This is a genomic window from Spartinivicinus marinus (assembly GCF_026309355.1).
Classification (GTDB): Bacteria; Pseudomonadota; Gammaproteobacteria; order Pseudomonadales; family Zooshikellaceae; genus Spartinivicinus; species Spartinivicinus marinus.
Genome location: NZ_JAPJZK010000001.1, coordinates 1,572,292 through 1,598,298 on the forward strand (window position 1 = coordinate 1,572,292; position 26,007 = coordinate 1,598,298).

Annotated in this window: 25 protein-coding genes; 4 read left to right on the top strand and 21 right to left on the bottom strand. The window is 39.7% G+C overall.

The window, feature by feature from the left end:
* Positions 1-174 precede the first annotated feature (174 nt).
* The 7 genes from rodA to OQE68_RS07275 all read right to left on the bottom strand — a co-directional run bounded on the left by rodA (position 175) and on the right by OQE68_RS07275 (position 7,878).
* Positions 175-1,335, bottom strand: a complete 1,161-nt coding sequence (gene rodA / locus OQE68_RS07245; protein WP_180569930.1) for a rod shape-determining protein RodA — start codon at positions 1,333-1,335, stop codon at positions 175-177.
* Positions 1,332-3,206, bottom strand: a complete 1,875-nt coding sequence (gene mrdA, locus OQE68_RS07250; RefSeq protein ID WP_180569931.1) for a penicillin-binding protein 2 — start codon at positions 3,204-3,206, stop codon at positions 1,332-1,334. Before mrdA ends, rodA begins: the two co-directional genes overlap by 4 nt.
* A gap of 25 nt (positions 3,207-3,231) precedes the next feature.
* Positions 3,232-3,699: a 23S rRNA (pseudouridine(1915)-N(3))-methyltransferase RlmH gene (gene rlmH / locus OQE68_RS07255; RefSeq protein ID WP_180569932.1), complete on the bottom strand. Its 468-nt coding sequence runs from the start codon at positions 3,697-3,699 to the stop codon at positions 3,232-3,234.
* Positions 3,700-3,716: 17 nt separating this feature from the next.
* Positions 3,717-4,064 (bottom strand): ribosome silencing factor, encoded by a 348-nt coding sequence (gene rsfS, locus OQE68_RS07260; RefSeq protein WP_180569933.1) that lies wholly within the window; start codon positions 4,062-4,064, stop codon positions 3,717-3,719.
* A gap of 58 nt (positions 4,065-4,122) precedes the next feature.
* Positions 4,123-5,379, bottom strand: coding sequence for a glutamate-5-semialdehyde dehydrogenase (locus OQE68_RS07265; protein ID WP_180569934.1), 1,257 nt, complete (start codon positions 5,377-5,379; stop codon positions 4,123-4,125).
* A 157-nt stretch (positions 5,380-5,536) separates the two neighbouring features.
* Positions 5,537-6,130 (bottom strand): DUF2845 domain-containing protein, encoded by a 594-nt coding sequence (locus OQE68_RS07270; protein ID WP_180569935.1) that lies wholly within the window; start codon positions 6,128-6,130, stop codon positions 5,537-5,539.
* A 158-nt stretch (positions 6,131-6,288) separates the two neighbouring features.
* Complete coding sequence (locus tag OQE68_RS07275) at positions 6,289-7,878, bottom strand: M28 family metallopeptidase (protein WP_255490971.1); 1,590 nt, start codon at positions 7,876-7,878, stop codon at positions 6,289-6,291.
* A gap of 429 nt (positions 7,879-8,307) precedes the next feature.
* Between OQE68_RS07275 and OQE68_RS07280 the strand changes: the two genes are divergently transcribed.
* Positions 8,308-9,741, top strand: coding sequence for a bifunctional DedA family/phosphatase PAP2 family protein (locus OQE68_RS07280; RefSeq protein WP_180569936.1), 1,434 nt, complete (start codon positions 8,308-8,310; stop codon positions 9,739-9,741).
* Position 9,742: 1 nt separating this feature from the next.
* On the opposite strand, the gene OQE68_RS07285 is transcribed toward OQE68_RS07280, so the two are convergent.
* The 3 genes from OQE68_RS07285 to mpl form a co-directional block, all read right to left on the bottom strand.
* A complete protein-coding gene (locus OQE68_RS07285) occupies positions 9,743-10,330 on the bottom strand; it encodes an LON peptidase substrate-binding domain-containing protein (protein WP_180569937.1) in 588 nt (195 codons plus the stop codon).
* A 105-nt stretch (positions 10,331-10,435) separates the two neighbouring features.
* Entirely contained in the window at positions 10,436-11,059 is a 624-nt protein-coding gene (locus tag OQE68_RS07290; protein WP_180569938.1) for a flavin prenyltransferase UbiX, read from the bottom strand.
* On the bottom strand, positions 11,056-12,426 hold the full coding sequence (mpl, locus tag OQE68_RS07295; RefSeq protein ID WP_180569939.1) for a UDP-N-acetylmuramate:L-alanyl-gamma-D-glutamyl-meso-diaminopimelate ligase: 1,371 nt from the start codon (positions 12,424-12,426) through the stop codon (positions 11,056-11,058). The genes OQE68_RS07290 and mpl overlap by 4 nt, the downstream gene beginning before the upstream one ends.
* Before the next feature lie 381 nt (positions 12,427-12,807).
* On the opposite strand from mpl, the gene OQE68_RS07300 reads away from it, so the two are divergent.
* Positions 12,808-14,073, top strand: a complete 1,266-nt coding sequence (locus OQE68_RS07300; RefSeq protein ID WP_180569940.1) for a 6-phosphofructokinase — start codon at positions 12,808-12,810, stop codon at positions 14,071-14,073.
* 265 nt (positions 14,074-14,338) lie between these two features.
* On the top strand, positions 14,339-15,475 hold the full coding sequence (locus tag OQE68_RS07305) for an acyltransferase family protein (protein ID WP_180569941.1): 1,137 nt from the start codon (positions 14,339-14,341) through the stop codon (positions 15,473-15,475).
* A 439-nt stretch (positions 15,476-15,914) separates the two neighbouring features.
* Here the strand turns inward: OQE68_RS07305 and OQE68_RS07310 are convergent, their stop codons facing one another.
* From OQE68_RS07310 to OQE68_RS07330, 5 genes are all read right to left on the bottom strand, one after another.
* Complete coding sequence (locus OQE68_RS07310) at positions 15,915-16,256, bottom strand: immunity 51 family protein (protein ID WP_180569942.1); 342 nt, start codon at positions 16,254-16,256, stop codon at positions 15,915-15,917.
* Between the two features lie 807 nt (positions 16,257-17,063).
* Positions 17,064-17,843, bottom strand: coding sequence for an IS21-like element helper ATPase IstB (gene istB, locus OQE68_RS07315; protein ID WP_180571877.1), 780 nt, complete (start codon positions 17,841-17,843; stop codon positions 17,064-17,066).
* Positions 17,821-19,023, bottom strand: a complete 1,203-nt coding sequence (gene istA / locus OQE68_RS07320; protein ID WP_180571876.1) for an IS21 family transposase — start codon at positions 19,021-19,023, stop codon at positions 17,821-17,823. Before istA ends, istB begins: the two co-directional genes overlap by 23 nt.
* An 83-nt stretch (positions 19,024-19,106) precedes the next feature.
* Entirely contained in the window at positions 19,107-19,520 is a 414-nt protein-coding gene (locus OQE68_RS07325) for a hypothetical protein (protein WP_180571007.1), read from the bottom strand.
* 92 nt (positions 19,521-19,612) lie between these two features.
* Positions 19,613-19,951, bottom strand: coding sequence for a DUF5713 family protein (locus OQE68_RS07330; RefSeq protein WP_180571008.1), 339 nt, complete (start codon positions 19,949-19,951; stop codon positions 19,613-19,615).
* A 273-nt stretch (positions 19,952-20,224) separates the two neighbouring features.
* Between OQE68_RS07330 and OQE68_RS07335 the strand changes: the two genes are divergently transcribed.
* Positions 20,225-20,362 carry a hypothetical protein gene (locus tag OQE68_RS07335; protein WP_180571009.1) on the top strand — a complete coding sequence of 46 codons (138 nt, stop codon included), beginning with the start codon at positions 20,225-20,227 and terminating at the stop codon, positions 20,360-20,362.
* Positions 20,363-20,595: 233 nt separating this feature from the next.
* Here OQE68_RS07335 and OQE68_RS07340 read toward each other — a convergent pair whose 3' ends face one another.
* From OQE68_RS07340 to OQE68_RS07365, 6 genes are all read right to left on the bottom strand, one after another.
* Positions 20,596-21,093 (bottom strand): hypothetical protein, encoded by a 498-nt coding sequence (locus OQE68_RS07340; protein WP_180571010.1) that lies wholly within the window; start codon positions 21,091-21,093, stop codon positions 20,596-20,598.
* Positions 21,094-21,111: 18 nt separating this feature from the next.
* Complete coding sequence (locus OQE68_RS07345) at positions 21,112-21,831, bottom strand: DUF1266 domain-containing protein (protein WP_180571011.1); 720 nt, start codon at positions 21,829-21,831, stop codon at positions 21,112-21,114.
* A gap of 228 nt (positions 21,832-22,059) precedes the next feature.
* Positions 22,060-22,656 (bottom strand): hypothetical protein, encoded by a 597-nt coding sequence (locus OQE68_RS07350; protein ID WP_219340196.1) that lies wholly within the window; start codon positions 22,654-22,656, stop codon positions 22,060-22,062.
* 282 nt (positions 22,657-22,938) lie between these two features.
* On the bottom strand, positions 22,939-23,208 hold the full coding sequence (locus tag OQE68_RS07355) for a hypothetical protein (protein WP_180571012.1): 270 nt from the start codon (positions 23,206-23,208) through the stop codon (positions 22,939-22,941).
* Between the two features lie 362 nt (positions 23,209-23,570).
* Positions 23,571-23,882 (bottom strand): TRL-like family protein, encoded by a 312-nt coding sequence (locus tag OQE68_RS07360; protein WP_180571013.1) that lies wholly within the window; start codon positions 23,880-23,882, stop codon positions 23,571-23,573.
* Positions 23,883-25,045: 1,163 nt separating this feature from the next.
* Positions 25,046-25,804 (bottom strand): rhodanese-like domain-containing protein, encoded by a 759-nt coding sequence (locus OQE68_RS07365; protein ID WP_180571014.1) that lies wholly within the window; start codon positions 25,802-25,804, stop codon positions 25,046-25,048.
* Between the last annotated feature and the right edge of the window lie 203 nt (positions 25,805-26,007).

The following is a 26,007-nucleotide window of genomic DNA, read 5'->3' on the forward strand; positions in this document are numbered from 1 at the left end:
CTTTTTCAAGCAGCTATGTTTAAATAACTATTTTCAAACAACAATACTTGCTTGTTAGGCTATAACTGTAAACTGTATAAGCAAACTTGTTACTTTAACTGCCTTATAGTTTAGGAGACGCGATTTACTATTTTATTCTAGTACTAGCAATTTATTTCTAGTGCTTAATAAGCACTATGTGGTCCGGCCTAGCAGTGTTCGATGAGTGTGAATTGACATTAAAATACCAAAACCTGCCATCAGAGTAACTATTGAGGTCCCCCCCCTACTCACTAATGGTAATGGTACACCAACCACTGGCAGCAATCCGCTAACCATCCCAATATTTACGAAAATGTATACAAAAAAAGTGAGAGTCACACTACCTGCTAACAGTTTGCCAAACAGTGTTTGTGCTTTAGCAGAAATAATAAGTCCACGTGTAATAATAACAGCATAAATACACAACAATAGCACAACGCCAATTAGCCCAAACTCTTCCGCTAATACAGCAATAATAAAGTCTGTGTGGCTCTCAGGGAGAAAATCAAGATGCGATTGGGTACCTGCTAACCAGCCTTTTCCATGTATTCCACCTGAGCCGATGGCTACTTTTGACTGAATAATGTTCCAACCAGCTCCCCAGGGATCTTTTTCAGGCTCTAAAAAAGTTAACACTCGCTGCTTTTGATACTCTCGCATGACAAAATGCCACATCACATAAACAGCAGGTACAGCAAGCATTACAGCTCCAAAAATAAAGCGCCAGCGCAAGCCTGCGAGTAGCAACACAAAAAAACCTGCCGCTGCTACTAACAACGATGTTCCCAGGTCTGGCTGCTTCGCAATTAAGCCTACTGGAATGGCTACCAACAGCAATGTACCTATAACAGCTCTAAATGAAGGAGGAACGATATGTTTTGATAGAAACCAAGCAACCACAATTGGCATGACCAGCTTCATAATTTCAGAAGGCTGGAACCGCACACTGGACATACCCGGTACGGCAATCCAGCGCTGAGCACCTTTTGCACCTGTGCCAAACAACAGTACTGCAACAAGCAGTGCTAAGCCGATTAGGTATACCCAAGGAGCCCAGCGACAAAAAATACGAGGGGGCACTTGGGCAAACAAAGCCATCACCACAAAACCAATAGCAAGATAAATCGATTGCCTGGTCATAATAGATTCGCTTTGACCACTGGCACTAAATAAAATGAATAAGCCCCCCGCTGTTAACAATAACAGAGCACCCAGTAAAATTGGATCAAGGTGGAGCTTAAACCAAAACCCCGGAGGCTTGCTTAGCTGCCCATGGGTAACAGAGGACAGTTGTCTTACATATTCTGGACTCATTCAGGCTTACTCACCGCTAATCGCTGCTCTGCCAACTTGGGTAACAAATAAGCATCTAGCACTTTACGAGCAACAGGTGCTGCAGCAGAACTTCCCCCGCCTCCATTTTCGACAATAACCGCTATCGCTATTTGTGGATTTTCAATCGGTGCAAATGCTATAAATAAACCGTGATCATGGTGGATTTTTTTTAGTTTTTTCGCATCATAACGCTCATTTTGTTTAATCCCAACCACTTGTGCTGTCCCTGTTTTTCCTGCCATGGTGTATTGTAAGTCTTTGCCTATTCGGTAATTAGCAGTACCACGGGGATCATGAACTACTTTACGCATGGACTCATTAACGAAATCCCAGTAAGCTGGGTTAGACACCTCTATTGATTTTGGAGCGGTAGGTAACTCTCGTTTTATTTCTCCAGAAGCGGACTTAAGTAGTTTGGGTTGAATCCACTTACCTCTATTAGCTATCACAGCTGTTGCCGTTGCTAGTTGTAGTGGTGTGGATAGCATATAGCCTTGGCCAATTCCACTAATTAAGGTTTCTCCAGGGAACCAAGGCACTCCTTTAACACCCTCTTTCCACTCACGAGACGGTATCAACCCCGGCCGCTGCTCAGCAACATCCATTGCTGTACGTATACCTAAACCAAACTTAGTTAAATAATCATGTAAATCATCAATCCCCATATTTAAAGCTAAGTCATAAAAATAAGTATCATTAGATACATAAACTGCTCGCTCCAAATTCACCCAGCCATGACCTCCTCGCTTCCAGTTTCGGTATAAACGAGGCTTATTGGGCAGTTTATAGTAACCAGGATCAAAAATTTTATAGCTGGGTTCCCTTACACCCAAGTCTAAAGCAGCTAGTGCCAGCATTGGCTTTATAGTTGAAGCTGGAGGATATTCTCCTAACGATGCACGATTATATAAAGGACGATCTGGGTGGTCTCTTAAAGCACTATACGTTTTATAAGGAATACCAGAAACAAATAAATTAGGGTCGTAAGCGGGCTGACTAACCATAGCGAGTATCCCACCTGTTTTAGGCTCAATTGCTACAATAGCTCCACGCTTACCAGCCAACGCCTCATACGAAACTTGTTGTAAATAGCTATCTAAATACAGAGTTAAATTAACCCCTGGCTGGGGATCCTGCTGGTTTAAAACTCTTAATACACGGCCTCTAGCGTTTGTTTCAACTTCCTGATAGCCCACCTGACCAAGCAGATCCTCTTCATAAAAACGTTCAACACCGATTTTTCCAATTGAACGCATTCCGCTATATTTTTGAGGATCAAGCTGCTTTAACTCTCTTTCATTAATTTTTCCTACATAACCAACTGCATGAGCAAAAGGTTCTGCTTGTGGATAAAAGCGAACCAGCTGGGCTTCGATCTCAACACCAGTGAAACGCTGTTCATTCACAGAGATAATGGCTATTTCTTCTTCTGTTAAACCATGCTTTAGTGGCACTGGCTCATAGGGAGCACGCCTTTTACGTAAGCGTTTATAAAAACCCTGAATTTCTTCTTCTGAAATGTTTATTAGTGTAGCCAGGTCACGCACCGTAGCATCTAAATCTTTGATGCGCTCTTTAATTAAAGACAGGTTAAAGCTTGGCTTATTATCCGCCAGCAATATGCCATGAGTGTCGTAGATCAAGCCTCGGGTTGGTGGGATTGGCTTTAAATGAATCCGATTTTCATCTGACTTAGTTGATAACTCTTTATATTGAACAACTTGTAGAACAAATAATCTTGATAGTAGTAGCCCGGTTAATAGCACCAGACAAAATGCAGCAAGAACAATCCGGTTTTTAAAGATTTTAACTTCTCGCCTATGGTCCTTCAGAGTATCCCGGTCATTCATTGCTCATCACTAATACTTGCTTTGCTTAACGGTGATAAGGGTGGTTCTGGAGAATACTCCAAGCACGATACAGCTGTTCAGCTACCAATACTCGAACCAGCGGATGAGGAAGCGTTAAAGGAGAAAGGCACCACTTTTGTTCAGCTCTAGCTAAACACTCTGGCGCCAGACCTTCCGGCCCACCCACTAATAAAGACACATTACGTCCATCTAACCGCCAACCAGACAACTGGTCAGCAAGCTGCTCTGTAGACCAGGGCTTACCAGTAAGATCTAACGCTATCACTCTGTCACTTGAGGCAATAGCGGAGAGCATCTGCTCCCCCTCTTTTTTTTGAGCCCGCTTCAAGTCGCTGCCTTTGGTACGTTTTGCTAAAGGAATTTCACAACTTTCCAGCTTACAATCAGAAGGCAGTCGCTTGGCATACTCATTATAACCAGCAACAACCCATGCAGGCATTTTAGTGCCCACAGCAATTAAGCGAACTCGCATATCAGAAAACCTTTTTACTAGTGCTGATGCTCTAAGCTAGCAGTAGAGGTTTCCCATAGCCGCTCCAGGTCATAAAATTGACGAGTAGCAGGCAACATAATATGAGTTACAACATCACCCAAGTCGACCAGCACCCACTCAGCAGAATCCTGTCCTTCAACACCTAATGGGCGAACACCATTCTCTTTGGCTTTTTCAATCACTGAATCAGCAAGGGATTTGATATGGCGGTTGGAGGTTCCACTGACAATAATCATATGATCGGTAACGCTGGTCATACCTTTCACATCGAGGCAAGTTATGTCATTCCCTTTCATATCTTCAAGGGTATCAACAACAAGCTGCTTAAGTTGTTCAGAATACATATAGGTTTTGTTAGTCCTCTTTCTTTACCAAACATAACGCCAGCTAAGCTGGCAAGTGTTACTGACGAATGTGCCCATCCCCCAGCACCACATATTTTTGCGAGGTTAAGCCCTCAAGACCTACAGGCCCTCTCGCATGAATCTTATCTGTAGAAATACCAATTTCAGCGCCAAGGCCATATTCAAAGCCATCAGCAAAACCAGTTGAGGCATTAACCATGACGGAGCTAGAATCAACCTCGGTTAAAAAAGCTCTCGCTTTTGTATAATTTTCTGTCACGATGGCATCCGTATGATGGGAGCCATAGTGATTAATATGCTCAATAGCTTCCGCCATATCAGCCACTACTTTCACTGATAATGTTGGCGCGAGGTATTCGGTATACCAGTCTTCTTCACTAGCAGGGTTCATACCAGCTACTATTGACAAGGCGCGATCACAGCCTCTTAGCTCAACCCCTTTGGCAAGATACATATCTGCTAGTTTTGGCAACAAGCTTGTTGCTTGCTGTTCATTTATTAACAATGTTTCCATTGCATTACAAACACCATAACGGCGAGTTTTCGCATTAATTGCTATTGAAATTGCTTTTTCTGGGTCTGCTTCACTATCTATATAAACATGACAAACCCCATCCAGGTGTTTTATCACTGGAACGGAGGCATCACTACTAATTCGCGCTATCAACCCTTTACCGCCACGGGGTACGATAACATCAACATATTCAGGCATGGTGATCATTTCACCCACTATCGCACGGTCAACAGTTTCAACTACCTGCACACTACCGGAAGGCAGACCCGCTTTTTCAAGACCCTGCTGGATACACTGGGCAATGGCCTGGTTTGAGTGAAAGGCTTCTGAGCCCCCTCTTAAAATGGTGGCATTACCGGACTTTAGGCATAAGCTAGCTGCATCAATGGTGACATTAGGCCGTGACTCATAAATGATCCCAATCACTCCAAGTGGAACGCGCATTTTGCCTAGTTGAATACCACTGGGCAAATACTTGAGATCAGCAATTTCACCAACAGGGTCTGGCAAACTGGCTACTTGATTTAAACCATCAATCATTGCTTCAATTCGTATGGGCGTTAGCTCTAGACGGTCAAGCAGTGCTGCATCCAACCCTTTCTGCTGGCCTTGGACTAAGTCTTGCTGATTTGCAGTAAGTAATGATGAGTGAGAAGCGCTCAACGCTTCCGCAATATGAGTTAATGCGGCATTTTTTTGCTGTGTGGGGGCTTTGGCTATTACTTTTGAAGCTTGGCGAGCTCGCTGGCCTACATCTGCCATATACGCTTTCACATCCATACAGCTATCCTAAAGTTGTTATGGTATAAATTCAAGCGCACGATTATAGCCAGCTTCCAGTCTTCTGCACATAATTTGTTAGGATAATTCAACAATTGGCGTTATAGCACCTCTTTTATGAATGTCTATAAATTAAGATTAGCAGCAGTTAACCCCCTTAGTACAAGTCGTCTTCTCGGATTGAATCCAAAATACCATCTCTAAAACGATAGACACGCTTACGATTAGAGCCCCTTTGAAAATAGTCCCACTCTTCAATAATTTGATTGGAAAAGTTATACCCTCGGTAAAAGTAGCGGCCTTTAATCCGACCAATCAGCCTGGCTCTAGTAGGCTCACCACACAGATAAGCTACCAAAGCTATGTTATCACCTTGCTCAATCGCCCCCTTTGGCTCTAAACAATTGATTCGTTTGGCAATATGGCCGCCATAGCCACCTGTTTCAATTTTTACTAGCTCATCATCTTCAAATGTCAAAATGCGAATAAATCGGCTAGAACTTGCACCATATACCCAGAACTCTTTTGTTACATAGTTTGAGGCTTCATAGCCATCATGATAGCGGCGAATATACTCAACCACGATTTCCTCTCGAATAGCAGGCTTACCACAGCGGTTAATCACTTGTCCTGTTGTATAGCCTTCTACCACCAGCTTGGTTTTGCATCGAAAAGCATAACCTGGTAAGGAAAGTGCCCAGCCAATCACTAGAGAGGTAATGATGACTATGGCTCGTGAGAAATGAAACATTGAGTTACCAATGAATATTGATTGTTAATAAGCCCTCACATAACTATACGATCAAAATTCAACCAATATTGTTTCACTCCTTTTCTATACCCACTTGCTATAAACACAAAAGCCAGGCTATACCTGGCTTTGTTCTTTATCGAAAAAAAATTGTTACGCTACTTTAACCACATATGACCCAGTCGCTCTGGTTCAAGTTTAGGCTTAGCCGCTTCGTCAGCCAGTGAACGGCGAAGAGCTCGTTCAGGCTGATCTTCTGAAGTTGCTTCCCCTCCATTAACAGACTCTGTAGAGAAGGCATACCACAAAGTAGATAAGCCGATAGCATCCGCATTAATTTCTAAAGCCGCTTTGCTGATGTTATCAGTGGTATCACAGGCAGCATGGTAGCATGGGTCAAAAGGCTCACCGGCTTTACCACCATACAGTTTAGCCTGGGCTTCAGTTTTAATCCCTTCTGCTCCAGTAAACAAGCCTCCAAATGGGATGCCTTCATTAAAGAAAGCAGCATAATCAGAGCGGAAGCTGATTTCTGAAGGCGTACTTTGAGTGCCCTGCATATTGAAGTACAAGTTAAATAAGGCTTCTATCGCATCCGACCCTTTCGGACCTTTCAGTCCAAACTCTGAGCCATCGCCATCATATACACCCAGCTTATAGTTAGTCGAGCCAACCATATCGAAGTTAAGATAGAGGGCTATCTTATCTTTTTCAGCATCAGATAAAGACTCAACATACTTGGTAGAACCAACTAAACCAAACTCTTCAGCTCCCCACCAGGCAAACCGCAGTTTGTTCTTCGGCATTACCCGCTTCATTTTTAACGCCACTTCTAATACTGCTGCACTGCCAGAGCCGTTGTCATTAATACCAGGCCCATCATCAACAGAGTCTAAATGAGCGCCAACCATCACGACATTATTTGGATTGCCTAAACGGCTCTCAGCAATGACGTTGTAAGTAGTGGTTTCAGTGCGGTCGACTTTGACTGACATATTCAGGTTTAGTCCAGCCGTGTCAGCCCAGCTCACACCATTGTCGTAGGTAGCAAAAAAGACGGGGATACCTCCGCTATAGTCAGATGACAATGTACCACTCATCAAACCTTTTCGGTCATCAGTATTACCCTGGTTAAATATGATCGCGCCAACAGCACCTGCATTAGCGGCATTTTCAGCTTTTTGTTGAAAAGAGCAACTTCCCCGCTGAATTAACGCAATATGGCCTTGAGGAAACCCTACAAAATCATCAGCCTCACAACCACTGCTTGACTTGTTATCTGGCCCTAAATCAAGATCCACAGCTGTCACCAATGCAGTTTCATCGCCTCCATCACTATGGGACATAACCCTGAAATCCTTATCTTCCTCATAAACATCGCCTCTAGGTGAGGTTTGCTTCAACGTAGCAGGCCCTAGTTTTTTAAACTGTCGGAAAGAAAAAGGATTCAGTTCAACTTTATAACCAGCAGCTGACATTTTATGAGCAATATACTGCACTGACTGGGTATAGCCATTGGAGCCAGCGACCCGAGTACCATTATTAGCATCGGCGATTGCCTGCAATACATTTAAATGCTGCATAACACCATTTGCTGTTACACAACGCATTAAACGCCAAGGGGTATTATTTGCACGATATTCACAAGACCAGCCTTCATCAGAGTCGGAAACAAGCCAGTCGTTAGCCAGCGCACTCCCAGAAACTCCTATAATGCTTAGCATAATAGGGAGCAGTGTTTTCTTCATGGAATCCCTCCATTTTATTATTTTTTTAATGTCCTAATTTCATGTATACACATAAAATTATATGACTAGCCAACACTGATTTTATTTAAAATAAGTACTCACCAGTCTATCTCTTTCAATTTTTATAATTTAAGTATCAAATAAAACCAGCAGTATCAACAATCAGTAAATTGCCGATACAACACTTTTTAACACCTACAAAAAGATTTGACGATTAAAAAATTAGATTTTCGACAAAAGTATAAAAAGCGAACGGTGGTACAAACAGAAAGTCTTTTATTAGTTTATTTTTATTAGAACCGCCCAGAAGCCATTGAGAAGCATAATAGAAAAAGCACCCAAAACAGCCATACCCCACCTTTAACAAGCTATCACCTACTCCCAGTTTTTCGGTAAGATAACGCTTCCCTTTGATAGATCGGAAGCTCTATGGACCTTTCTGCCGTACAACCTTTACTTGACTGGTTATCTGCCAACCAACAGTGGCTTGCTATTGCTATTCTATTGTTTGCCTTTTTTGAATCTCTGGCCATTGTTGGGATAGTTATTCCAGGAGTTGCCTTACTTTATGGTGTGGCTGCTTTAGCGGGAAAGCTGGAAATGAATATCTGGCTAGTACTTGGTTGTGGATTTATAGGTGCTGTTTTGGGAGATGGCATTAGTTTTTTAGCTGGCCATCATTATCATGAGCAAATTAAGCAACGCTGGCCGTTTAATCGCTACCCTACATTTATTGAACGTGGCGAAGCCTTCTTCAACAAGCATGGTGGCAAAAGCATTGCAATTGGCCGTTTTGTTGGTCCTATTAGGCCAGTAATTCCTCTGGTTGCAGGTATTTTGAATATGCCTGCCAGCCGCTTCCTATTAATCAACATTAGTTCGGCAGTCGCTTGGGCCCCGGTGTATTTGTTGCCGGGCTATGTATCTGGGCTATTGTTACAAGCCTCATTTGAATTACCCCGCTCCTTCTATTTAGGGCTGGTCATTATTATTATAGGTATAGGCGCTTTCTGCTGGCTAGTCAGCCAAACTACTCACCAACTAACAGCAGACCAACGAGGCTACCATTGGTTTGCACAACATTTTGCTTACAAATCTTGGTGGCAACGCTTTTGTTCCCCTCGACAACAAGTCAGCCATAGTTTTCCCTTAGCTGATTTGCTAGCCAGTTTGGTTTGCACGATTCTGTTCATTTCACTGTTTATCACTATTACACAAGACTGGTGGGATGATATTAATCAGAATTTACTCAGCTATTTTATTAATCTTCACCAGCCATTAATTGATAATGCAGTCATTGGGATTACTTTACTGGGTGACACTCAGAATATTTTATTGCTTACTGTGTTCGCTGTATGCTGGCTATGGTTTAGCCAATATCGCGCTACCGCAGTATACGTGGGTGGTTGTATGATTGCCGCCCAACTTATTACTTGGGCTCTTAAAGTATCATTGGCCTGGCCTCGACCCGATGTATTAATACAACTGCCAAGTCCCTACTCTTTTCCTAGCGGCCATACTACGCTACTTTCTACTTTAGCATTAACTATTAGCTGTTTAGTTGCGACTGAACAACCTGTAAAAAAACGTTGGTGGATTTACTTTCTAGGTATATTACCAGGCTGCTTGGTCGGATTTAGTCGAGTTTATTTAGGTAGTCATTGGTTCACAGATATTCTAGCTGGATTACTTCTTAGTATTATTATTACTGCATTAGCTCGGTTCTTTTATACGCCTCACGACAAGACCAGCCTACATACAAATTTTGCTTTATTTGTGTTGTTAGCTGGTGTATTACTAATAAGCTCTGCTTATGTCGTGTTTACTTTCCCTGAAGCACAACAGCTTTATCTTCTTAAATAAGTTAAACAGCGGCTTGAGCCATGTCATCCAATAAATGGCTGATTTGTGCTAGCCGCAATAGAGGATTATTGAGCTCCAGCAGCAACTGTTTTTGCTGCAAGCTAAAGGGTAAATAGTTTGCCAGTTGCCAACCGACTATCAAACCATTGCTCAGGTTACTTGATACTTCCAACTCAGCCACTATAGGATGGGCTAGCAACGCTCCCAACACTTCAGCCAAACACTGATATTTTTTAGGTAATGATATCGATTGTTCAATAGGTAGAGGAGATACTTCCGCCACCATTAAGCCACTATCTTCCAACCAGCCGGAGCCAATTACTACCTTATCTTGCCCCATTACAGTTACCCCTAGCAGACCATTGGGTAATTGGCCAAAATCCACTATTTGCGTCAATGTCCCTACACAATAAACTTTGGGCATAATGGCTGTCTGGTGAGTAGATTTAGCCAATGCTATAACAAAACCACTCCCTGCTTTTAAGCTTTGTGACAGCATATCTAGATAGCGTGGTTCAAATATTTGTAATGGAAGTTTGCACTTAGGAAAAAGTACGGTATTAAGGGGGAAAATGGGGATTGACGCCATCAGCTATGCTCCCTAATCAAATATATTCAACCACTACTAACTAAGACCGCAGCCTGTGTGGTTTATTCTCAATCGCCAATCCGCAACACTTATATGTATAGTTGATTACTCTCCCCAACGGGGAAGCAACTGATGATCAATACCTAACTGGTTTAAAATCCGAGCAACGACAAAGTCCACCATATCATCTATTGACTGCGGCTTCTGATAAAACCCTGGGCTGGCTGGCAAAATGGTCACACCAAGCTGGGTCAGTTTTAACATGTGCTCTAAGTGAATTGCTGAATAAGGAGTTTCTCTTGGCACCAGAATCAGCTGACGACGCTCTTTTAAGGCTACATCAGCAGCCCGCTCAATTAAGTTGTTACTAGCGCCTGTTGCTATAGCTGACAGAGTACCCGTGCTACAAGGGCAAACCACCATTTGACTAGGAGCACCAGAGCCTGATGCTACAGGCGCCATCCACTGCTCACGACCAAACACCTGGATTTGCCCCTGTTTTGCTTGAAACCTCTGCTGAAAATACTCTGCAAGCACATCCGGTTTGCCAGGCAGTTTCCAGTCTGTTTCAGTTGCTACTACCACTTGAGCAGCCTTAGAAATCATAAAAAATACTTGAACCTGGTGCTGCACCAATACTTCCAATAGCCTTAAACCATATTGAGCACCTGAAGCCCCCGTCATCGCTATGGTGACAGTTTGCTTATACAGTGCACTCGATTTGGTCATTCTGCTAGAGCCTTAGCTATTTGTTGATGAATGCCTTGAAACCCACCATTGCTCATAATAACCACATGGCTATCTGAACCTGCCTGAGCCTTCACGTGGTCAACAATATCTGATACTTGCTCACAGCATACAGCTTTTCCGTTAGCCTGCGCTAAGGCTGCTGTGAGATCCCACTCCATCCCCTGAGGTTGATACCAGAACACCAAGTCAGCTGCTTGTGTCGATTCCACTAACTGCTGTTTATGCACTCCCATTTTCATCGTATTTGAGCGCGGCTCAATGACTGCAATGATTTTTTCAGTACCCACGCTGGCTCTTAAACCCTCCAAAGTGGTGGCAATAGCGGTTGGGTGGTGAGCAAAATCATCATAGACCTGCACCCCCTTCACTTCCGCTATTAGCTCTAGTCGCCGCTTAATTCCTTGGAACTTGCACAGTGCTTCGCTGGCTAATTCAGGCAACACCCCCACATGACGAGCAGCTGCAATAGCAGCTAGACCATTTGCCATATTGTGCATACCTCTTAGCTCCCAGTTAACCTCTCCTGCCAGTTGTCCATTAAGATAGACCTCAAAGTGACTGGCATCAGGCTTAATCAGCTGCACCTGCCAGTCGCCTTTGGAATTTGAAGAGCTACTTAAATTTAAGGTTTGTGTTGGGGTCCAGCAGCCTTTTTCTATCACCTGGCCAATGGCGGGCTCTCCTTCAGGATAAATAACCAAGCCATTGCTTGGCACTGTACGAATCAGATGATGAAACTGGGTTTGGATAGCAGCTAGATCAGGGAAGATATCTGCATGATCATATTCAAGGTTGTTGATAATCAGGGTTCTTGGCTGATAGTGGACAAACTTGGAGCGCTTATCAAAGAAGGCGCTATCATATTCATCAGCTTCTACAACAAAAAACGAGCTTTCACCTAAACGGGCTGAATAGCCAAAATTTTTAGGCACTCCTCCAATCAAAAAACCTGGCGACATACCCGCATATTCTAAAACCCAGGCCAACATGCTAGAGGTAGTGGTTTTACCATGAGTTCCTGATACTGCTAACACCCAACGATTCTGCAGCAAGTGCTGAGCTAACCACCCAGGACCTGATACGTAGGGAAGTCCAGTGTCTAGTACATATTCCACAGCTGGGTTGCCACGAGACATCGCATTACCAATCACTACCAAGTCAGGGGCTGGAGTCAAATGCTCTGGCAAATAACCTTCTTTAACATCTATACCCTGCTCAGATAACTGAGTGCTCATGGGCGGATAAACATGCTCATCAGACCCGGTTACTTGATAGTCCAGCTCTTTTGCCAGCAAGGCTAAGCTGCCCATAAATGTCCCACAAATACCTAAAATATGTATATGCATAAGGGTTTTATCACCTGTGGTTATCTCGCGGTGTTAGACAACACATGAAGGAGGATTATTCAGCTAAGTATAAATCTTGTGCTAAATCCTATAAATAAGGATGTTTAATCAAAGTAACCAAAATACAATTAAACAAAACTTGTTACCCTGATTCACCTGTGCAACTTTTAACCATGCAAAAAAAGTTAAATTGCTTTATCATTCGCCCCTTTGTGGAAACTGCCTCGCTTGAGAAGTAGCCACTCTACAAGTAAAGCAGCCGCAGCCTAGGACACTTGGGAGCTTAAAACGTTACTTTCTTCAAGAAAGACTCTTATATAATAAAAACGTTATACAGTTTTAGATGCGGTGACAAGAACTCATAACTGGAGTTTTAATTAAATGGCAAAAAAAAATGCCTTTTACGCCCAGTCTGGTGGTGTAACGTCTGTTATCAATGCTACAGCTTGCGGTCTAATTGAAACAGCTCGCCGTTATCCTGACCTAATCAATAATGTCTATGCAGGGCATAACGGGATTATTGGCGCACTCACTGAAGACTTGATCGACACCAGCGCAGAAGATTCAGCTACTATAGCCGCATTAAAACATACACCTGGTGGTGCATTTGGCTCATGTCGTTACAAGCTGAAAGACCTGGAGAGCAATCGTGCAGAGTACGAACGATTGATTGAAGTCTTCCAAGCTCATGACATAGGTTATTTTTTCTACAACGGTGGTGGTGATTCTCAAGATACTGCTTATAAAGTCTCTCAAATCAGTGAAAAGATGGGTTACCCCATTACTTGTATCGGTATCCCTAAAACCATCGACAATGACCTGCCATTCACTGACGCCTGCCCAGGTTTTGGTTCTGTCGCAAAATATGTAGCGATTTCAACTAAAGAAGCGGCTTTAGATATTCAATCTATGTGCAAGTCATCCACTAAGGTGTTTATCTTAGAAGTCATGGGACGTCATGCTGGCTGGATTGCTGCTGCGGGTGGTCTTGCTGCTGAAAAAGCAGGTGATCCACCACATCTGATCTTATTCCCTGAAACCGCTTTTGATGAAACTAAGTTTCTTGCCAAAGTAGATGAAGCAGTTAAGCAACACGGCTACTGTGTTATTGTTGCCTCAGAAGGGACTAGTCATGCGGATGGCTCGTTAATCTCAGCATCAACCACCGTAGTAGATGCTTTCGGTCACCAGCAGTTAGGTGGAATTGCCCCGGTACTAACCAAACTCATTAAAGATAACTTAGGCTATAAGTACCACTATGCCGTTTCTGATTATTTGCAACGCGCCGCTCGGCATATTTCGTCCAAGGTAGATGTTGATCAAGCTTACGCTGTGGGTAAAGCAGCGGTTGAGTTTGCCGTTAATGGTAAAAATGCAGTGATGCCTGTTATCCAACGTGATAGTCAAGCACCTTATCAATGGTCAATTGGTGAAGCTTGTTTAAGCCAAGTGGCTAATCAGGAAAAAATGATGCCTGCCGACTTTATTACTGAAGATGGTTTTGGTATCACCCAAGCAGCTCGCGATTACTTAGAGCCGTTAATTCAAGGGGAAGACTATCCTCCTTATAAAGACGGTATGCCAGTATATGCTCGGTTAAAAATGGTGCCTGTCGCTAAGAAACTAAATACTGATTTTAAAGTATAGCACCTAATAAGTGGCGCACTGTCGCCACTTATTTTTTTCTTTTATGCCTCTCCCCCTAAAACATACCAATTCAAAACCTCCTACCCAGATAAAACATATCACGAAATAAAAAAATAAATTTAGTGTTTGCTATGGAGCAACATCGTATTCTTCCGCCGCTTTTGAAGGGCTGTTATCCATAATTATGAGCCGTACGACACCTCCCATAAGCAATTTTTCTCTATATAAACTACCATTATTTTAACGTTTCAAGGATGAGTCAAAAATGGAAAATAACAACTCTCAACGCTGGTATGCGATTGATGCTTTTCGCGGCATAACTATTGCTTTTATGATATTGGTTAATACACCTGGCAGCTGGTCTTATGTATATGCTCCGTTAAAACATGCTGACTGGCATGGCTGCACACCAACTGATTTAGTATTTCCTTGTTTTTTATTTATCGTTGGTATTTCTATTTACTACTCATTTAAAAAGAAAAATAACCAACAAGCCATTTATTATAAAATTCTCAAACGCACAGCCATCATTTTTAGCATCGGTTTATTATTACATGGCTTCCCCTATTTTAATAAGAATTTAGCTGATCTGCGAATTATGGGGGTATTACAAAGAATCGCTTTAGTCTATTGTTTTAGTGCACTATTAATCCAATGGCTAAAACCCAGGCAGCTAGTTATTGCTATTTTGATTATTTTAATTGGATATTGGTTAATTTTATGGGGTTTCGGAAGTAATACTCCTTATTACATGACTGCCCCTTACAGTTTGACAGGCAATATAGTTCGCGAATTTGACCTATGGCTATTAGGCGCCAACCATATGTGGCAGATTAATGGAGTCCCATTTGATCCAGAAGGTATCTTAAGTACCTTACCTGCTATCAGTACTTGTTTAATAGGCTATTTGACTGCTTATATGATTAATGAAAAGTCATTAACCAAGCCTCAAGCCTGTTATTATCTATTGAGCAGTGGCATCCTGCTATCTTTATCAGGCCTGCTATGGAATAGTTACTTTCCTATTAATAAATACCTTTGGACAAGCTCCTATGTGCTTTTTACCACTGGAATAGCACAAGTTATCCTAGTTTTATTTATTATAGTTGTTGATATAAAAGCCTGGCTTAAGCCAGTCAGGCCTCTCCTGATATTTGGTGCAAACCCTCTACTCTCTTATATACTCGCCGATCTATGGGTTCGAGTTTTACTCTTTGTTATTCAAATAAAAGACGACCAGAGTCAAATAGTCTCAGATGGCTATCAAGCCTTTTACCAAATAGTTTTTGTTCCCCTAGCCGGCAACTGGAATGGTTCACTGCTGTTTGCCTGTTTTCATGTTCTTGCAGTATGGGCAATTATGCTGGTTTTCTATAAAAAGCAGATTTTTTTTAAAGCTTAGTTACGCTTGAGAGGTATAGCAAAATATCATTTGGAATAGAGTGCGATTCAATGATTATTTTTATCACATATAGCTACTTTAATACGGCTGTGGTATTGCTCGATGAGGTTATTTAAGCAATTTACATTGACGTTTTTTAAAGCGCATATTATTGTCTTTATTAAACTGTTTTATCTCCGCTTGATTGCGTCCCCTCTGTAATGGCGTGTGAAAGCAAAAAACTCTATCAGCCACATAACACGATAATCCTTGGGGGGGGGGGAATGATAATAACAGCTTCAGGAAAGAGGGCTTCCATGGCCCTGTAGACATTATTTCCTCCCCAGAAGACAGAAAATAAAGAGCCATGCAACTCCCCTGATTTTACAGGGTTTCCAGGCTTAGAATTGAGACCAACAAAGCCACTACAAACAGGGAAGTGTTCAATATCTATGTTGTTTTAATCTAGTTCTGCTTTTAGAAATAAATCGTGTATTAATGTATCATTTTCACATGCACTTTTAAATGATATAGCAAACTCTTTTAAAGCTTCTTTTTTAGATGAATAAGCACAAAACATACTTCCTTCTGGGTCAAACTTAATAGTTTCTTCTAATAAAGGCTTTTTTTCCATTAGAAATACCCTTGCTAAAGAAGCCCAATCATAGCCATTTCCTTCAAAGCCTTCATCTGATCTTTTTTGAAAAAGTTCATTTTTATATTCTCCTACATTTAAACATAAGGAAAAACTATTTGAATATTCATTCCAGAAAAAAGGTTTTATGGTTTCTTTAAAGTTCATTGGCTATCGCTTCTGTTCTTTTTTTTGCTATAACTAAACTCATGTAGAAGAATGTTACCGTAGCAGTTTATTTCTTTTTTGGCAAGGTGTATTTTATCCGTTCTTCAACAAAGTCTGTTTTGGGTGGATACCAGCGAGTTCTATACTTTGATTAGAATCTATTATGCCTGTTTTCTTTTTTAAGCTCAGTTTTTGAGTAGATTTCTCTTAAGTTTAGAAAATAATTTTGGATGAGGAAAGTACAACCCTCTCATAAGCACTCGATTAGTTTTGTTTGATGTATAATCTAAATAGCTTCCAAATGCATTCTCTGCAAACTTGCCAATAACTTTGTTCTTAAACTTAACATCATCTGCTTCCCAATGATTATTAGTTTGAAGGATTTTAAGCTCCTCATCTCCATAGTGAACGACTTTATAAGAATCCCAAAATATCTCTACAAATTTATAATCAATTAATTCTCCAATATTTTTTTCTTCAAATAAAATATACCAACCGAAGCTTCGGCCATAGCTTGATTGCTTGATTGCTTGAGAATTATTTTATTCATTGGCTCAATCATTATCACCCTGATGTATTAATTCGTGTAGTAATATATCTAACCCTACTTAGAGGTGAAGATCATATTTACTCGCTTTCCCATTGGGATATATCCTCTACCGGGTTGGGTAGCCTGCCTTCAAGAGTTTCTTGAACCCACAAAGGGTCAATATAATTGTAGGTAGATTCGATAACCCATGACAGGTGTCAATGCCAACTTAAAAAGTCCGCTGTTTGCCAATTTAAAATGTCCGGTTTTTAGCACCATTATGATGCCTCTTCTTTTGATTTAGTCGCATTTGTTACTTTTGTTAATATGCCTGCTTTACGTTTATCTTTCAGTCGATAGCTTTCTCCTTTAATATTGATTGTCGTTGAGTGATGAAGAAGCCGATCTAAAATGGCTGTTGCAATCACTTGATCACCTAGCACATCACCCCAGTCAATAAAGCTTTTATTTGACGTCAGGATGATACTGGCTTTTTCATAGCGTCTGGCAATTAAGCGAAACAGCAAGCTCGCTTCTTGATGAGTTAATGGTAAATAGCCAATTTCATCCAGCACGAGTACCCGAGGGTAAATTAATTGTTGTAACTGACGATCCAGCCTATTTTCTAATTCCGCTTTTTTGAGTTTTGTCATTAATTGTTCAAAGCTAAGAAATAACACACGCTGGCCTGCTTCAGCCGCTTTAACCGCTAAGGCAATGGCTAAATGGGTTTTACCAACACCGGGAGGACCAAGTAGGACGACATTTTCAGCCTGCTCAATAAAACGAAGTGAGGTTAATTGACGAATCACTTTTTTATCTATGCTGGGCTGAAAACTAAAATCAAATTGCTCTAATGACTTAACCCATGGTAATCGGGCCTGCGTGAGCCGTCCTTCTAGCCCTTTTTGATAACGGCCTGCCCATTCCACTTCCAATGCTTCGGTTAAAAACTCCTGTAAATTAAGGCTTTGTTGTGTGGCTTGTTCACAGACACTATCAAGCTGTAGGGGTAAATATTCAAACCGGAGTCGTTCAAATAGTTGGCAGAGGTTCATCGATCACCTCCTGATAAATGGCTAAACTACGTTGCTCTACGGTACATTGAGCCCAGAGAGCACGATGATGATCTGCTTGTGTTTGCCATCCTTGCTGTATCGGCTGCAGTAAATGCCTCGTCAGAAGTTGATGATTTTCTCCATCATAAATACGTAACTCACCGTCTAAGCTAATACGAATGATGACTTGTTTACCCACTTCAGAGTCCGGCACGCTATAGCGATTACCCGATACATCAATGTAGCCATCCCAATTGACCAAGCGACTTTCACGGTAACTGGTGTCATAACGTTGCATAGGAAGGGGAATTAACGCCGTTTGCTCTTGGTGAAACCGTTCCATCACGGGCGCTTTGTAGGTGCCATGAATACGCTGATCGGCTTCTGTTTGCAACCATTGTTGTGCCTGCTGATTTAAATGATCCAGGCTGTCAAATTGGCGATAACGCTGGAAAAAGTGGTGCTTAATATACCCCACCATCCGTTCATCCTTGCCTTTGGTTTGCGGGCGCCTTGGACGACAGGCTTTTGGCATAAAATCATAGTGACTGGCCATATCCAAAAAGCGTGGGTTAAAACGGACATGACCACCTGGGCTATGGGCTAATACTAAGGCTTTTTGATTATCAACAAGCACTTCCTGTGGAATGCCACCAAACCATTGGAAGCTGAGAATCAGGCTTTCTAGTGTATGCTCCGCATCCATACACTCTGTTGCCCAAAAATAAAAACGACGGGAGTAACCTAAAGTGTTAACTGAAAAATAAATTTTCTTTACTTGACCTGCAATGAGGGTCTCGATTTCTCCCCAGTCATGCTGCAACTGCTTCCCTGGTGGGGTTTCAAATCGTACCGTTGCTTTTGTTTTTCGTAATGGTCGCTTCGGTGTAATATAAGCGCGCAACAAACTGGTGCTGCCATCATAACCTAGCGCTACAATTTCACGAAAAATAACCACTGCATTCCAGACATCTTCTTGCAATAAACGATCAATCGTTGGCTTATAAGGATCGAGTTTACTGGGTTTTGGTTTGCGCGATTTTGATGGCGGCGATCCACCTTGCTGTAATACCCGCCTTACTGTTCTTTCACAACAGCCTACACGTTTAGCAATATCTTTTTGGTAAATCCCTTGGCGATGTAAGTGGATTATCATGTGATAGTCCTCCTGGCACAGCATGACCACACTCCAGTGTTGGTGATATCACTAACAGCATGGTCGATTTAATGAGAGGACATTTTATTTTGGCAATCATAGGACTTTTAGCACTGGCACTGACACAGGAAATCCTCTGGACCTCCATTCATATAGGGTGGCGGTGAAACAGGCTTAAATACTGTAGGCATTGGCTCACTAACTGAAATATAGTTCAATACAAAACCAAGTTCTTGAACCACATTCCAAGAAAAATTATTTGAAATGTCGATATTTAACTTTACCCACCAATATGCGTCTTCAGTCACCTTGCTAGATATCACAATAACACCAGGCAACTTATTTAAATAAGTAACTAAAATAGGAAGACCTGCTTTAAGCTTCTTTTTATCGATAAATTCTGAAGGTGGTGTAATCCCATCGAGTTTTTTGATGATATGAGCTGAGAGACTAATATTTGCATCAAAAGCTTCTTTTTCTAAAGCCTTTCTAAGTTTTTTGGGTAAATTAATTTCTAGCACTCTTGCTCCTTATACGTGTAACGTCGTGATAATGGGCGCTTTTTGGAATCCGGTTGATCATTTTGTTATGTGTTTGAGTTATATTATCGACTCTACCAATCTCTTGGTGCAATAAGTTCTTCTATATCTGCTTCAAAGCCATATGATATCGATATGTTCTCAATATCAACACCAATACAGTCTCTAGCAGCAGTTTCTATTTCACTATCGTTCTCTTCAAACTCTTCGGCTAGATCATTAAACTCTTCTGTAGCAGCATGCGTCAGTTGATATAATTCTTCTAGATTACTTGGTGCTTTATCCTCCATTTGCTTGCATAATCTAATAAGAATTTCTTTACCTTTATCTACCAAATGGTTTGGAAAGTAACCATTTTTATACATATCCGCAAGAAATTTATAGTCCGCCATTTTTTCATTTTTAAGGCTCATATCTATTCTCCTTGATCGGTCTTATATTTACACATAACGATTTGCTTTGCTTTGCTTTGCTTTGCTTTGCTTTGCAGTACAGCATGCTGCATCCGGTGGAGGCCGAACAACAGCAACTTGTTAGGCTTTTATGCAGATAGTCCACGGATCAATGGCTCCCTATATTCATGATCTTTTTCATTCCAAAATACATACCCATTATTTAGGTCTAGTTTGAAAAAGGATTCAGTAAATCGCCATCTTGATCTCTAGCAAATCTCTGGTTGTGATGAGATGGACGCCTCCATCAACCGGAGTCGCAATGCCCAAACCATCTTAATTAATATGGATAAAAGTAGTGCTAATAAATCTGCAATAAAGGCTTATAATGAAGCGTGTGATCACCCCATTGAAGTACAACTGGTTAAATAACTTAATTATCTTGTTAAGAAAGATCATTGGTCGATTAAACACATCATCGATCCGTGCTAGGATTTCAAAAGATTCATGCAATACAATAAACACTCACAGGCATTGAACTCATGCATGTTAAAAAATTATAGATAAAACAACAATATCGTGGTGAATTATCAACCACTGAAATATTTTATGCATTAACAAGACAAGTCTGCCAAAATAAATGAGACCTTAAATTAATTCAATATTTACAACACAATCAATTTCTCCAAATAATTAAAAAAATGTTCAATTGTTTTTTCTTGAGTGGCTCCATAGCAATCTTTATTCTGGTATCTAAATGTTTGTGATATATCACCAATACAGATCTCTATCCTTTTCTTATTTCTGTCAATAGTCACAGTATTGATTCCAGAATAAGGCATAAAATCTGTTAAATTATAATGTGTTTCACCTTCATATCGCTTCATAGTTTGTGTAAATGGGTTGGTTGTAGTAGGAATTAAATACATCCCATCTAAATTATACGCAAAGACCCATATATGCTGTGCATTCAAAGAATTGTCTAAGAGATTAATAACATCAAAGTTTGTATTTCTAAGGATTGGTATTTCATTACGTACATATTCTGTCATAACACTCCGAGCTTTTCCTTGTGAATGTTTACCCTTTATAGTCAAGAATACCATCACAAATCCGCCAACTAAAAGAATAATTAGCGGTATTAATAATAAATTATTGTCCATCACAATCTCTTAATTGTATTAAAACTTATATTTCAACCAAGGACTATCTTGATCTATAAGTAAATCTTTTATAATGCTCACAATACCTCTCAAAGTCATGCTATTTCCGCACCACATACTTCTTCCAATAATATAGCCAACAGCAAACTCTTCCCAATCAGAGTAATCTTTTCTACACCTTTCAGCTGAAAACATTATATTTTCCCATGCTTCCTCTTCATTCAAGTAACCACACTCATAACAGCAACGAGAGACTAAAACTAATCGTCCCAGATCCCATGCTATGATAGATTTTCTGCCTAAGTCGGAAGCTTGTTCTATAAAGTTGTTTTCAACCAAAAATTCAAGGGTATCTTGAAGCGAATGTATATAGGTGTATGCCCTTTTTTTTTCACTTTCTTCTAAAAGAAAATCCTGAATAGTTGAAGATTCTCCAGCAACAAACTTTTTAATTGCATCAAAATATACACTGTGGCCTCTTTCTTTAAGCCAGCTCAACACTTCTAATGCTGACTCTCTATCTACTATAGAATAATAATCTGCCAAATTCTGTCGTACTTCTGTAAGGTCAGCCCCTGTATCTAAACTATCACAATAGTACATAACTTGTTCTGAATTAATTGCTCCAATATTCAATGCAAGAATCTGCTCTTGGAACAAGTTGCTTGCCGTTGGATTCTTTTGATATTTTTTATGAGTTACTATCTTGATCATTTTTTTTAAAAAATGTATTGACATAAACTTCCACCTCTCATGATACGTTTAAATAACCACCAGTGTAGTATGGTTGAAGGAGTTATTTTTCTGGTTGTGTGCAAATATTGAATTAGTTAAAACAACTTTTCTTTGGACAGACTTATCCTGTTAATGCATAATGTAGGTTTAATTGGGGTGCTAGCAGCCCCTGGGTCATCGTTTCAGAAGAAGCAATTTTTGGGTCCGTGTGCAGCCGATTGTTAGACACTTCTATGCAATCTGCTCAATTCTGCACTTTTGACAAAGTGGATAATTATTAACCAATTCAGAAATTTGAGATTTCATTAGAGAGTATGATGTACCGTATAAATAGAAAGCCGTTTCTGTTGGGCCTTGCCAATAACTAAATACCTTACCCACACCTTGAGTGAGTCGGTCAAGTTCACTATAGACATGATTTGAGTCAGTATTTTCATAAACCTCTGCGTCCAAGTCTGTGCCATTTAGATAGATTGCTAAACCCTCTAAGTTGCCAAACTCTATTTCAGTATCAGTTAATTCTATTTTTAGTTTTGAGCCTTTGGGAACTCCCATTTGCTCAAACGACGATTTAATTAACTCAACTGTCGAGTTATCAGATTCATTAACTTGTATTTCTATATCGCAATATTCAATTTCACCAGATCCTGATAGAAGTGTACCACCACCAGAAACTTTTCCTTTTGATTCTTTTGAAAGAATATCATACAGAGGATCTTCATAAATCTCGCCTCTATGTATAGGTTGAAGGCGGGCATTTACCATGACGACAATGAACTGCGGTTCAATTTCTACTGCCTTTTCTTTCTTCTTGAATAGACCAAGCAAATCTAAAACTCCTCTATATGACACTCCTTAGCTAAAGATAACCTACCAATTAAATAATAATTTCTAACAGAAATGTCGTAGGCTAATCATGGTGTATGCCACACTTTTTAATGCATAATGTAGGTTGCTCAGGTACCAAATATTGATTTATTAATGAGCGATTCAACAAAACCCCCAGAATTATGGACAGCTTATTCAATTACGTCAAAGTTTATTGCATTATCGGCGACAATCACAGAGTACTGTCGGCGTCAGCCGACAGTACTAGGTTGGCTTCAGATTTTAACCTTTTACTTTTTCGAGCAACTCATCGTATTTTTTGCAAAGAGCGGAATAAGAGCCTTTCGTATTAGCGGCTTGCACTTGCAGGTCTTGCAAAGCTTGCATAATCTCCTGCATTTTGGCTGGATTAGTTGCAGCCAGTGACTGCATGGCTGTAGCTGCTTCCATACCCTTTTGTTGCATTTCCTCGGGGGTACAGTTGTGCTCTCCTGCCTGAGCGGATGAAGCAATGACAGTGGCTGCAAACAGGAGTACGATAAGTTTTTTCATGGGGTTTCCTTTCTAGTAAAAGGGCATAAGAAAAATAAAAGGTGTTTTTCAATATTATATTATGGATATAACTAAGTAAACGAATATCATGAGCAGTTCATTCAAACAGAGCCTTTCACTGATGATGATAACATCCATAAGTTGAGGCTGTTTATATTTTAAGCTACTCCTAGTAACCAATAGTATATTAATAAACACACTTCTTTTTAAAACGACGGTAAAGACATTCAGTAACAGTGTTACCATAAAGTCAGTCTTTACCATTACTACTACAGATTAAACTTTTTTATTAAACAACTATGTATTTGACAAAATTTACACTTGATATGTGTTATCAAAGGAGTACGATAAAAATATAAAACCTACTGACCTGTTACTATTACACAACTACTACCGTAAAAAGGAAAAAAACCTTTAGTATGATAATCTGCAGTTGCTATTCTAGAAATACCTCCATTAGTTTTTGCTGTTTCAATAGAAGCATCTCCCTCGTTGATTAATCCGATAATAGTTGTTGCACAGGCTTCGCCCTTTTTACTTCCTGTCAAGCCAGTAGCTGTGATTGGCCCTTTAACGTCAGTAATTAAACCAACACTGACAGGAGACATGCCCGTTGCGCAACCAGTTAACATAGCAACTGAAGCAATAGTGGCAGTCATGATTAGTTTTTTCATTGGGTATTTTCCTTCTTCTTTTACCTAACTAATGGAAATAATAAATATCTTTTATTTTCCATAAAACAAAGCTGGCAACATAAGTTGGCTTGCACAAAACGCATTCAACTTGAATACAAAGCAATCATATTATTTATATAAAACTATAGATAGTAATGACATTATAATTAGTGCTAGTGCATGTTGCTACAGGATTGTAATATACAACAAGCCTAAATAAAAAGTAAAGAATTAAGTAACAATTTATATTTATTTATGATTCCTCGGAGAGAAACCAAACTTTATAACTATTTACAGACACACTTTATACATGTATATAAGCGCCTGGTAGAATACAATCTAAATGCCCTAGACTTTAGTCTAATCACTAGCACAGAATTATATATTTTTAATAAACATCGATTCGCATTATCTTTGAAAACTCTGACAGCCTAATCTCAACTGGCTAGCTTTATTGTTGAGGACAACGAGTATACCAATTAACTATGGTTTCAAGAGTTTCATAGGGTTTTCTTTAAAAAAATTTATCGCTTCGAAATAAGGTAAGCTCCATAAGGGTTTGAAGTCTAAAAAAGTACGACTATCGTTCTCTCTATCTGTAAAAGATATAAAGTACCATTTGGAATGAAGTGCAACTCGATTGTAATTCTGATATCCCTCCACTTCTGAATATATTAAACTATGATAGATTGGTATAGATTTGTATTTCATATACAACTTGGAAAGGCGTTTTTCAATTTTATGCTTCTCTTTAACAATAACTATCTTTTCAAATTTTTTATCCCGCAGGTTGCTTACTGCCGATAGCACCTGCTGTTCTTGAGTATAGAACTCTATTTTTTAAAAAAAAAGTGTTACTGGCTGATTAAATATACTTATTTTAGTATTTTCTTCCCGAGCTTTATTTTCTAAAAGTTTATTATATTTCTTTACAAAATCAGTCAATATATCAAGATCTCCATTTAAATATAATGATTGGTATTCTATAGAGGTCGTTCTGTTAAGATAGACTTTTTCATATTGGTATCGCACATATAATAGAAAAAACAACATAAAAATAAGTATTATACAGTTTTTTTTTACTAATACTGATGACATATAGCGGTTGACAAATGCTTTTGTTAGTTTATTAAATTTTTACCGATAAGATGCTGTTATATTAGCTACTTAAAGACAGCAGCGCCCCCTTTCAGGAACTTGTAGTTTGTATACCCATTATTTTTTAGGTAGTATTGTAGCCATTTGTTTTGACGACCTACAGCATCAACAAATAGTAAATCTTCATCTTTAATTATTCTCCTTGTCAGTAAAGGCCTTATGCGTTCCATAGGAATTCTTTTATAATATTTAAAAGGAAGTTTAATCTCTTTCCTTTGAAAGTAAGATCGAGTATCAATTATCTTAAACTTTTCGTATTTTCGCAGCACTTCTGTTTTTGATATTTCAAATCGCTTATACTCTTCTTTTGATATAAGTTGCTCCGCACTTTGCATAGGCTGTCCGAGAAAAACTGTATTTCTACTATAGTTATATGCCCATTCAAAAATACCTGCATCATAAGCAAAACTGGGTATAGAAGGAACTTTTTCTGAAGCTTTATAGGATTTTGTACATGTATGGCCATTGCAGTAAAAGACTACACAACTTTTTCCGTTTTTTTCAGTATTCCTAACCACTAAATCCTTAAAATCAACCATTGAAAGAGGAATGTTTTTTGAGCTGTTAATATGAAGGACAGAATATTCTAGCTTAGATCTGACATCAATAATTAAGCACTTGGATAAAGACTTATAAAGTGACTCAGTGGAAATTATTTTTATGCTTGGATAATCTTTTCTATAAGGATAGTCTTCAGCATCCGCACATCTTATTAAAACTATTAATAGCAGATAAAAATCAACTCTCACTAATATGTTACGCATATTTATCTTTTTTCTTTATGATTGATACCTAACATTACTCATACCTATATGTTTGAATAAGGTTTTTCCGTAAGCTTAATATACAAACGATATTGATGACATGCAATACAGTTAAACCCAAATAAATTTATACTCCCTTTACGAAAGTAATAATCTATTAGTATAGAAGTTTATGTATGATTTATAGAGTTATATTTAAAACA

Coding starts and splice junctions, on each gene's coding strand:
- rodA (WP_180569930.1), bottom strand. CDS start 1,335: ATGAGTCCAGAATATGTAAGACAACTGTCCTCTGTTACCCATGGGCAG.
- mrdA (WP_180569931.1), bottom strand. CDS start 3,206: ATGAATGACCGGGATACTCTGAAGGACCATAGGCGAGAAGTTAAAATC.
- rlmH (WP_180569932.1), bottom strand. CDS start 3,699: ATGCGAGTTCGCTTAATTGCTGTGGGCACTAAAATGCCTGCATGGGTT.
- rsfS (WP_180569933.1), bottom strand. CDS start 4,064: ATGTATTCTGAACAACTTAAGCAGCTTGTTGTTGATACCCTTGAAGAT.
- OQE68_RS07265 (WP_180569934.1), bottom strand. CDS start 5,379: ATGGATGTGAAAGCGTATATGGCAGATGTAGGCCAGCGAGCTCGCCAA.
- OQE68_RS07270 (WP_180569935.1), bottom strand. CDS start 6,130: ATGTTTCATTTCTCACGAGCCATAGTCATCATTACCTCTCTAGTGATT.
- OQE68_RS07275 (WP_255490971.1), bottom strand. CDS start 7,878: ATGAAGAAAACACTGCTCCCTATTATGCTAAGCATTATAGGAGTTTCT.
- OQE68_RS07280 (WP_180569936.1), top strand. CDS start 8,308: ATGGACCTTTCTGCCGTACAACCTTTACTTGACTGGTTATCTGCCAAC.
- OQE68_RS07285 (WP_180569937.1), bottom strand. CDS start 10,330: ATGGCGTCAATCCCCATTTTCCCCCTTAATACCGTACTTTTTCCTAAG.
- OQE68_RS07290 (WP_180569938.1), bottom strand. CDS start 11,059: ATGACCAAATCGAGTGCACTGTATAAGCAAACTGTCACCATAGCGATG.
- mpl (WP_180569939.1), bottom strand. CDS start 12,426: ATGCATATACATATTTTAGGTATTTGTGGGACATTTATGGGCAGCTTA.
- OQE68_RS07300 (WP_180569940.1), top strand. CDS start 12,808: ATGGCAAAAAAAAATGCCTTTTACGCCCAGTCTGGTGGTGTAACGTCT.
- OQE68_RS07305 (WP_180569941.1), top strand. CDS start 14,339: ATGGAAAATAACAACTCTCAACGCTGGTATGCGATTGATGCTTTTCGC.
- OQE68_RS07310 (WP_180569942.1), bottom strand. CDS start 16,256: ATGAACTTTAAAGAAACCATAAAACCTTTTTTCTGGAATGAATATTCA.
- istB (WP_180571877.1), bottom strand. CDS start 17,843: ATGAACCTCTGCCAACTATTTGAACGACTCCGGTTTGAATATTTACCC.
- istA (WP_180571876.1), bottom strand. CDS start 19,023: ATGCTGTGCCAGGAGGACTATCACATGATAATCCACTTACATCGCCAA.
- OQE68_RS07330 (WP_180571008.1), bottom strand. CDS start 19,951: ATGAGCCTTAAAAATGAAAAAATGGCGGACTATAAATTTCTTGCGGAT.
- OQE68_RS07335 (WP_180571009.1), top strand. CDS start 20,225: ATGGACGCCTCCATCAACCGGAGTCGCAATGCCCAAACCATCTTAATT.
- OQE68_RS07340 (WP_180571010.1), bottom strand. CDS start 21,093: ATGGACAATAATTTATTATTAATACCGCTAATTATTCTTTTAGTTGGC.
- OQE68_RS07345 (WP_180571011.1), bottom strand. CDS start 21,831: ATGTCAATACATTTTTTAAAAAAAATGATCAAGATAGTAACTCATAAA.
- OQE68_RS07355 (WP_180571012.1), bottom strand. CDS start 23,208: ATGAAAAAACTTATCGTACTCCTGTTTGCAGCCACTGTCATTGCTTCA.
- OQE68_RS07360 (WP_180571013.1), bottom strand. CDS start 23,882: ATGAAAAAACTAATCATGACTGCCACTATTGCTTCAGTTGCTATGTTA.
- OQE68_RS07365 (WP_180571014.1), bottom strand. CDS start 25,804: ATGCGTAACATATTAGTGAGAGTTGATTTTTATCTGCTATTAATAGTT.